Genomic DNA, 6383 nt, shown 5'->3' on the forward strand with positions numbered 1-6383 from the left:
CACCGACATCCCGTCGGACGCCTTCGACGCCTGCGGCCAGCTCGGCATGGCGCAGCTGGCCGAGGCCGCCGCGAACGGCACGCTCTTCGGCTCGATGGCGCATGGCCACGCCAACCCGCCGTCGGTGCAGAACGCGATGTATGACGTGATCACCGCGCACTTCAACGGCGAGTACGACGCCGAGACCGCGGCGCAGGAACTCGTCACCGCCGTCGAGATCGCCCAGTAAGGGCATCGTCGGGCCGGCCCTCCGCGGGGCCGGCCCACCCGCCCGGGTGGAGGCCCGGCGCCGTTCACGCATCACGAGGGGGAGGGGCCCATGGCCATCAGCGACGCACCCGTGCGCCCGCGCGTGGAGACTCCGCGCGACGACCTTCGCACGCGCTTCCAGAACTGGCTTCCGAAGATCGTCCTCGCGCCGTCCTTCGCGATCATGGTGATCTTCGTCTACGGCTTCATCGCCTTCACGATCTACCTCAGCTTCACCGACAGCCGGATGCTGCCGTCCTTCGGCTGGGTCGGCTGGGACAACTACGACCGGCTCTTCCGCATCCGCGAGTGGAACGTCGCGATCACCAACCTCGCGATCTTCGCCTCGCTCTACATCGTGATCTCCACGATCATCGGCCTCCTGCTCGCGATCTTCCTCGACCAGAAGATCCGCGGCGAAGGCATCCTCAGGCCGATCTTCCTCTATCCCATGGCGCTCTCGTTCATCGTCACGGGCACGGCCTGGAAGTGGTTCCTCGACCCCGGCATCGGCATCGAGGCCACCATGCACCTCTGGGGCTTCGAGAACTTCCGTTTCGACTGGATCAAGGACCGGGAGATGGCGATCTACACCGTCGTCATCGCGGCGGTCTGGCAATCCTCGGGCTTCGTGATGGCGATGTTCCTCGCGGGGCTTCGCGGCATCGACAACGAGATCCTCAAGGCCGCGCAGATGGACGGCGCGTCGAACTGGCAGCTCTACCGGCGGATCATCCTGCCGCAGCTCCGCCCCGCGTTCCTGTCGGCCTTCGTGATCCTCGCCCACCTCGCGATCAAGAGCTACGACCTCGTCATCGCGTTGACCGGGGGCGGTCCCGGCAACGCCACCGCGCTGCCCGCGACCTTCATGTATTCCTACACCTTCACGCGCAACCAGATGGGGATCGGCGCCTCCTCGGCGGTGATCATGCTCATGACCATCGCGGCGATCATGATCCCGTATCTCTACGCCGAACTGAAGGAGAAGAAGTGATGGCGATCGCCTCGACCGACAACGCCGTCCGCTCCTCGAACGCGGCGCGCGTCTTCATCTACCTCTTCCTCCTGCTATTCGCGCTGTTCTACCTGCTGCCCTTCGGCATCATGCTGATCAACTCGCTGAAGCCGCTGGAGGAGATCACCGGCGGCGGCATGATCGCTCTGCCGCAGCAATGGACGATCGAGCCCTGGCTCTCCGCCTGGTCGACGGCGCAGATCGGTGTGCAGCCGACGGGCCTCCGGCCCTACTTCATGAACTCGATCATGATGGCGGTGCCTGCGGTCCTGCTGTCCACCATCGTGGGCGCGCTCAACGGATACGTGCTGACCAAGTGGCGCTTCCGCGGCGATACGCTGATCTTCGGGCTGCTGCTCTTCTCCTGCTTCATCCCGTTCCAGATCGTGCTGATCCCGATGGCGCGCATCCTCGGCATCCTCGAGATCGCCGGCTCGACGCCGGGCCTGATCCTGGTGCACTTCGTCTACGGGATCGGCTTCACCACGCTCTACTTCCGCAACTACTACGCGGCCTTCCCGACCGAACTGGTGCGCGCCGCCCAGATCGACGGGGCCGGGTTCTTCCAGATCTTCTGGCGGATCATGCTGCCCTCCTCGGGGCCGATCATCGCGGTCAGCTTCATCTGGCAGTTCACCAACATCTGGAACGACTTCCTCTTCGGCGCCTCCTTCGCGTCGGGCGACGCGGCGCCGATGACCGTGGCGCTCAACAACCTGGTCAACTCCTCCACGGGGGTGCGCGAGTACAACGTGCACTTCGCCGGCGCCATCATGGCCGCCGCGCCGACGCTCCTCGTCTACATCGTGGCGGGGCGCTACTTCGTCCGCGGCCTCATGGCGGGGAGCGTGAAGGGATGACCTCGAATTTTCGTACGAAAATTCGGATGTGCGATTCTTCGTACGAAGAATCGCGGCGTCCGACGACACAAAGGGCCTGAGCCATGGGTTTCCTCGACATCGACAACCTCACCAAGTCCTACGGCGCCGTCGAGGTGCTCCACCGCGTGGACATCGAGGTGGAGGAGGGCGAGTTCCTCGTGCTCGTCGGCCCCTCCGGCTGCGGGAAATCCACGCTTCTCAACATGATCGCCGGGCTCGAGGGGATCACGAGCGGCGAGATCAAGATCCGCGACCGCGTGGTGAACGGGGTCCACCCCTCCAAGCGCAACATCGCCATGGTGTTCCAGTCCTACGCGCTCTACCCCAACATGACGGTCGCGCAGAACATCACCTTCGGCCTCGAGATGCACGGCGTTCCGAAAGCCGAGCGCGAGGCGAAGATGAACGAGGTGGCCGAGCTCCTCCAGATCAGGCAGCTCCTCGGGCGCAAGCCCGGCCAGCTCTCGGGCGGTCAGCGGCAGCGCGTCGCGATGGGGCGCGCGCTGGTGCGCAATCCCGACGTCTTCCTCTTCGACGAGCCGCTCTCGAACCTCGACGCCAAGCTCCGCGTCGACATGCGGACCGAGATCAAGAAGCTGCACCAGAAGCTCGGGACGACCATCGTCTACGTGACCCATGACCAGATCGAGGCGATGACCCTCTCGACCCGGATCGCCGTCATGTACAACGGCTACGTGCAGCAGCTCGGCACGCCGAAGGAGATCTACGACAATCCCTCGAACCTCTTCGTGGCGACCTTCATGGGCTCGCCGGCGATGAACGTCCTTCCCGCGCGGCTGACCGAGCGGAACGGCGCGCTCCACGCCGTGCTGACCGACCACGCGGGCCATGACATCGGCCTCCGGATCGAGAACGCGCCCGCCGCCTACGCCGCCTACAAGGACCGCAACGTCGTTCTCGGCATCCGGCCCGAGGCGATCACCGATCCCGAGGGCGCCGACCGCAACGCCCGCAACGTGCAGGCCCTGCCGAACATGGTCAGCGTGACCGAGCCCGCGGGGTCCGACACCTTCGTCACCATGACGCTCTCGGGCAAGGACTGCATCGCGCGGATGCGGGCGGATGCCGATGTCCATCCGGGGCAGGTCTTCGACTTCGCCGTCAACATGGACAAGGCCATCCTCTTCGACCCCGAGACCGAAGCGCGCATCGGCTGATCGCGCGGCGCCCGTTTGACATGGGCGCCGGTTCTGGTATGAAAATTGGAACGATCCAATTCGAGGTGTAGACGTGGAGAGGGTGGATGTCCTGATCGTGGGGTCCGGCATGGGCGGCGCGACCGCCGCGGCCGCGCTCGCGCCGTCGGGGCGGCGGATCGTGATCCTCGAACGCGGAGAGCGCCTGGCCGACACGCCCGAGGCGCGCGATCCCGACGCCATCTTCGCCCGCGGACACTTCCGCCCGAAAGAGACCTGGCTGACGCCCGAGGGCGCGCGGTTCAACCCCGGCAACTACGCCTGCGTCGGCGGCAACACGAAGTTCTACGGGGCGGTCCTGATGCGCTACCGGGCCGAGGACTTCGCGCCCCGCCGCCATTTCGGCGGGTCCACGCCCGGCTGGCCGATGCCCTACGAAGACCTCGAGCCCTGGTACCAGCGCGCCGAGACGCTCTACCGCGTCTGCGGGGCCCTGGGCGACGATCCGACCGAGCCCTTCCACTCCGGCACCTACCCGCAGCCCCCGGTCCCGCACGAGCCCGAGATCGCGGACCTCAAGCTGCGGCTGGAACGGGCGGGGCTGCACCCCGCGCCGCTGCCCCTCGGCGTCGATCTCGACAGGTGGCTCGCCCGCGCGCCGACGCCCTGGGACGCGTTCCCCTGCACCACGGGCGCCAAGATGGACGCCGAGAGCGTCGGCCTGGCCGAGGCGCTCAGCCACCCGAACGTCGAGCTGCGCACAGGCGTGACGGTCGAGCGGCTGGAGACCGACGCGCACGGCCGCGTCACGGCCGCGATGACCAGCGCCGGACCCATCGCGGCGCGCGAGGTGGTTCTGGCCGCGGGCGCCGTCCACAGCGCTGCGATCCTCCTGCGCTCGGCGTCGGAGGCGCAACCCGCGGGCCTCGGCAACCGCTCGGGACAGGTGGGGCGGAACTTCATGAACCACAATGCCTCGGCCATGCTGGCCCTGTCCCTGCGGCGGAACCGGACGGTCTACCAGAAGACGCTCTACCTCAACGACTGGTACAATGGCGGCGGCCCGAACGGCGAGCCGCTCGGCAACGTGCAGCTTCTCGGCCGCGTCTCGGGGCCGATCCTCGCGGCGCAGTCGGGGCTTCCACGGGCGCTTGCGAAACTGATCTCCGACCGCGCCATCGACTTCTACGTGATGTCAGAGGACCTGCCGGACCCGGAATCGCGCGTCACCCTGAGGGGAGGGGAAATCGTGCTGAACTGGACGCGCTCGAACTGGGAGGCGCACGAACGCCTTCTCGCGGCGCTGAGGGCGGCGCTGAAGCGGGCGGGCTTCCCGGTCGTCCTGTCGAAACCCTTCGACCGCCGCACCCCGTCGCACCAGTGCGGCACGGCGCGGATGGGGAACGACCCGGGCGACAGCGTCGTCACCGTCTGGGGGCAGGCGCACGACGTGCCGAACCTCTGGCTCGCGGATGCGAGCGTGCTGCCGACCTCGGGCGCCGTGAACCCCTCGCTCACGGTCGCGGCCCACGCGCTTCGCGTGGCGCATGCGGTGGGCGAACGACTGCGACAGGAGGCGGCGGCATGACGGCGACGGCGCTGGTCACGGGTGGGCAGCAGGGCATCGGCCTCGGCATCGCGCGGGCGCTCCACGGCGCGGGCTGGCGCGTGGCTCTGATGTCCGAGCGGGAGGAGGGCGACGAGACCGTAGCTCGGGCGCTCTCGCTCCTGCCCGGTGCGATCCACGTCCGGCACGACGTGGCTGAGATCGAAGGTGCGCCCGCGGCGCTCGACGCGGTGGAGGCGGCGCTCGGCCCCGTCACCACGCTGGTCTCCAACGCGGGCGTGCCGGCGATGCTGCGCGGCGATCTTCTGGACATGACGGCCGAGAGCTTCGACCGCTGCATGGCGGTGAACCTCCGCGGCGCCTTCTTTCTTGTACAGGAAGTCGCGCGCCGGATGCTGCGCCTGCCGCCCACGCCCTACCGCTCGATCCAGGTCGTGACCTCGGTCAGCGCCGAGATCGTCTCGCCCGACCGCGCGGAATACTGCATATCCAAGGCCGGGGCCTCGATGATGACGAAGGCTCTCGCCGTCCGTCTCGCGCCCGAGGGGATCGGCGTCTTCGAGCTGCGTCCCGGCATCATCCGCACGCCGATGACCGCGCCCGTGGCCGACCGCTACGACGCCCGTATCGCGGGCGGCCTCGTGCCAGCCGCGCGCTGGGGCGAGCCCGCCGACATCGGGCGTATCGCCGTGCCGCTGGCGCGCGGGGAGTTCGACTTCGCGACCGGCGCCACGATCCCCGTGGATGGCGGCCTCTCCATCCACCGGCTCTAGAGGACCGACATGGCCGAAGGCTACGACTTCATCATCATCGGCGGCGGCAGCGCCGGAAGCGTGCTCGCCGCGCGGTTGAGCGAGGATCCGTCCGTCCGCGTCTGCCTGCTCGAGGCCGGGGGCCGCGACCGGAACCCGCTCTTCCACCTGCCCGCGGGCTTCGCCAAGATGACGAAGGGCGTGGCCTCCTGGGGCTGGAAGACGGTTCCGCAGCGGCACATGGGCGGCAAGGTCTTCACCTATACGCAGGCCAGGGTGATCGGCGGCGGCTCGGCCATCAACGCGCAGATCTACACCCGCGGCAACGCGCTCGACTACGACGAGTGGCGGCAGATGGGCTGCGAGGGCTGGTCCTACGAAGATCTGCTGCCGTATTTCCGCAAGGCCGAGGACAACGACACCTTCGACAACCGCTTCCACGGCAAGGGCGGCCCGCTCGGCGTGTCGCAGCCCGCCGCGCCGCTGCCGATCTGCGAGGCCTATTTCGAGGCCGCCGCCGCGCTCGGCATCCCGCGCAACATGGACGTGAACGGCGAGCGGCAGGACGGCGTTGCCTACTACCAGCTCACCCAGCGCAACGCGCGCCGCTCCTCCGCCGCGATGGCCTATCTCGCGCCGAACCGGGGGCGGGCGAACCTGACGGTGAAGACCGGCGCGCAGGTCCGCCGGATCGAGATACGGAACGGGCGCGCCACCGGCGTGACGCTGACGGACGGCACGCGGCTCGACGCCGAGGCGGAG

At 68.4% G+C, this 6383-nt stretch carries 6 protein-coding genes and 1 pseudogene; all 7 read left to right on the forward strand.

Going from position 1 to position 6383, the window contains the following annotated elements; all coding sequences use genetic code 11:
• Window positions 1–229, forward strand: a pseudogene (locus ACTS11_RS19855) (sugar ABC transporter substrate-binding protein); the annotation flags it as partial.
• 90 nt (window positions 230–319) lie between these two features.
• Window positions 320–1243: a carbohydrate ABC transporter permease gene (locus ACTS11_RS19860; RefSeq protein WP_442642014.1), complete on the forward strand. Its 924-nt coding sequence runs from the start codon at window positions 320–322 to the stop codon at window positions 1241–1243.
• Complete coding sequence (locus ACTS11_RS19865; RefSeq protein WP_442642015.1) at window positions 1243–2124, forward strand: carbohydrate ABC transporter permease; 882 nt, start codon at window positions 1243–1245, stop codon at window positions 2122–2124. Before ACTS11_RS19860 ends, ACTS11_RS19865 begins: the two co-directional genes overlap by 1 nt.
• An 83-nt stretch (window positions 2125–2207) precedes the next feature.
• Entirely contained in the window at window positions 2208–3323 is a 1116-nt protein-coding gene (locus ACTS11_RS19870; protein WP_442642016.1) for an ABC transporter ATP-binding protein, read from the forward strand.
• Window positions 3324–3396: 73 nt separating this feature from the next.
• A complete protein-coding gene (locus tag ACTS11_RS19875) occupies window positions 3397–4890 on the forward strand; it encodes an FAD-dependent oxidoreductase (protein WP_442642017.1) in 1494 nt (497 codons plus the stop codon).
• Window positions 4887–5642, forward strand: a complete 756-nt coding sequence (locus ACTS11_RS19880) for a 3-ketoacyl-ACP reductase (RefSeq protein ID WP_442642018.1) — start codon at window positions 4887–4889, stop codon at window positions 5640–5642. Before ACTS11_RS19875 ends, ACTS11_RS19880 begins: the two co-directional genes overlap by 4 nt.
• 9 nt (window positions 5643–5651) lie before the next feature.
• Window positions 5652–6383: GMC family oxidoreductase (locus ACTS11_RS19885; protein WP_442642019.1), on the forward strand; the 732-nt coding region annotated here is incomplete at its 3' end.

Origin of the sequence: Roseicyclus sp. (genome assembly GCF_052168335.1) — a bacterium.
Lineage (GTDB): Bacteria > Pseudomonadota > Alphaproteobacteria > Rhodobacterales > Rhodobacteraceae > Roseibacterium.

What these genes read in the sequence shown, in the direction of transcription:
- ACTS11_RS19860 (WP_442642014.1), top strand. Translation starts at nt 320, where the DNA reads ATGGCCATCAGCGACGCACCCGTGCGCCCGCGCGTGGAGACTCCGCGC.
- ACTS11_RS19865 (WP_442642015.1), top strand. Translation starts at nt 1,243, where the DNA reads ATGGCGATCGCCTCGACCGACAACGCCGTCCGCTCCTCGAACGCGGCG.
- ACTS11_RS19870 (WP_442642016.1), top strand. Translation starts at nt 2,208, where the DNA reads ATGGGTTTCCTCGACATCGACAACCTCACCAAGTCCTACGGCGCCGTC.
- ACTS11_RS19880 (WP_442642018.1), top strand. Translation starts at nt 4,887, where the DNA reads ATGACGGCGACGGCGCTGGTCACGGGTGGGCAGCAGGGCATCGGCCTC.